Source organism: Mucilaginibacter inviolabilis, assembly GCF_011089895.1.
In the GTDB taxonomy this organism is placed as follows: Bacteria; Bacteroidota; Bacteroidia; order Sphingobacteriales; family Sphingobacteriaceae; genus Mucilaginibacter; species Mucilaginibacter inviolabilis.
Map to the genome: position 1 here is coordinate 1 of NZ_JAANAT010000012.1, position 1909 is coordinate 1909.

Sequence of the window (1909 nt, forward strand, 5' to 3'; positions counted from 1 at the left end):
CGCCAACTTTAGAGTTTGTGCTGTGCTGCGAGGACAGGATCATTCACGTACTGTCTAGCTCCACGCCAACCGTCCATCTGTTGAACCGGGCACCAGATCTTCAAGTCGAGAGAACCCAAACATGGTCAGCAAGCTAGTCGTGGCGCCGCAGGGGTCTAACCAGTTACAGGGACTTCCCACCGCGTCAACACCGTCTCATTGAATCCCCCCGCAAGACCTGACCCCGATTGATCTGGATTGCACACGCCGACTCGAACGAAGGGCTGAACAGAGAACAGACTGCCACTCTACAGACGGCCTTGTTGCAGTCGCTGGCAGGTGCCCTGGCGCTGCGGACCCAGATACGAACCGCTCAGCAGGGCTCCATTCCATTCGCGTGGACTGGGTCCGAAGACCGCGCGCCACCACTGGTTAGTCGAGCTTGCCTGCTGCCGGTCTGACCTGTCAGTGCATCTTCTGTGTGTCGTCGTGCATGGAAGTTGGAGACTCAGCTCGGCATGGTGGCGCCGGGCTTGAGGCTGATGTGATGGGGATCGAAGCGCTCGCCGCGGGTCATGACGGCCCAGAGGATGCGGGCGTTCTTGTTGGCCAGGGCGACGACCGCCTTCTGCCAGCCCGAGCGCTCCTTGAGGGCCAAGACCCAACGCGAGATCGGATCGCTACGCGTGTGGGCGGTGTTGACCACGGATTTGGCGCCCTGGATCAGCAAGGTCCTCAGATAGGCATCGCCGCGCTTGGTGATGGTGCCCAGGTGAGGCTTGCCACCGCTGGAATGCTGCTTGGGCACCAGACCCAGCCAGGCGCCGAACTGGGCTCCACTCTTGAATTGTTTGAAGTCCCCGACTGTGGCGACGGCCGCTGATGCGCCAACGGGGCCGATGCCCATGAGCTGCCCGGCGCGACGCACCTCCGGGTTCTCCTGCTCATGCGCGGCCAGTCGCTCGTCGCACCAGGCTAGGTGCTCGTCCAGCTCACGCCACTGCGCCTGCGCCCGGCGAAGCGTCATGCGGGCCAAACCATTCATCTCGTTGGCGCCGTCCTCCAGCAGTTCGTCCAGCACCAGGCGCAGGGCTCTGGATCCATTGGGCACGGCGACACCGAACTCCAGCAGCAGGCCGCGAATGCGATTGATGCAGGCCGTGCGGTCCGCCTTGAGGCCTTCGCGCAAGCGATGCACGCACAGCAAGCTCTGCTGCTCGACGCTCTTGACCGGAACAAAGCGCATGTGAGGGCGGCTCGCCGCCTCGCAGATGGCCGCAGCGTCGTTGGCGTCGTTCTTGCCGCAGTGGCCCTCGGCGCGATAGGGGGCGGCCAGGTGAGCCGAGATGATGCGAGCATCCAGCCCCATCGCGCGCAGGGCCCGGGCCCAGTGATGTGCGCTGGAGCTGACCTCCATCACCACCATGCAGCCGCCCGCAACAGCGCACACCAAGCCAGGAACTTGTCGCGGGCCAGCGCCCGGTTCGTCAGCACGCGGCCACCGCCGTCAACGGCGTGCACTTGGATGACTCGCTTAGAGAGATCCACGCCTACGCGCACCGCTGGAACTTGGGTATTCTTGTCCATGGACTTCCCCTTTCGAAATGGCTTCAGATTGATGACCAACACCACCAATCTTGGCGCTTTGACGCCGTTGCCTGAAGGTGGGAAGTCCCTTCGTATTCCATTCGTGGCGATGCGAGGAGCGCCCGGCCTTGCATGCTTGCATGCCAGCTGGAAGCGACTGAATTGACCTGAGCCGTCCGACTTGCTTGGCAGGTGCGCCGGTCTCTGAGCGATGCGCCTGGCCTCAGGCCACGCTTCATCCCCGTGTTTTGACGCCCTGTCTGCGATGCCGGCCGGTACAGCGCAGGGCGGTGGCCGCATGGTGGCTGTCGGCCTACAGTCGGGCCACTCCCTCTCTTCGATT

At 63.5% G+C, this 1909-nt stretch carries 2 protein-coding genes; both read right to left on the reverse strand.

Features of this window, described 5'->3' with window-relative positions; all coding sequences use genetic code 11:
- Positions 1 to 487 precede the first annotated feature (487 nt).
- A complete protein-coding gene (locus G7092_RS31090; RefSeq protein ID WP_235953979.1) occupies positions 488 to 1405 on the reverse strand; it encodes an IS110 family RNA-guided transposase in 918 nt (305 codons plus the stop codon).
- A complete protein-coding gene (locus G7092_RS31095; protein ID WP_202985473.1) occupies positions 1396 to 1566 on the reverse strand; it encodes a hypothetical protein in 171 nt (56 codons plus the stop codon). The genes G7092_RS31090 and G7092_RS31095 overlap by 10 nt, the downstream gene beginning before the upstream one ends.
- Positions 1567 to 1909 lie beyond the last annotated feature (343 nt).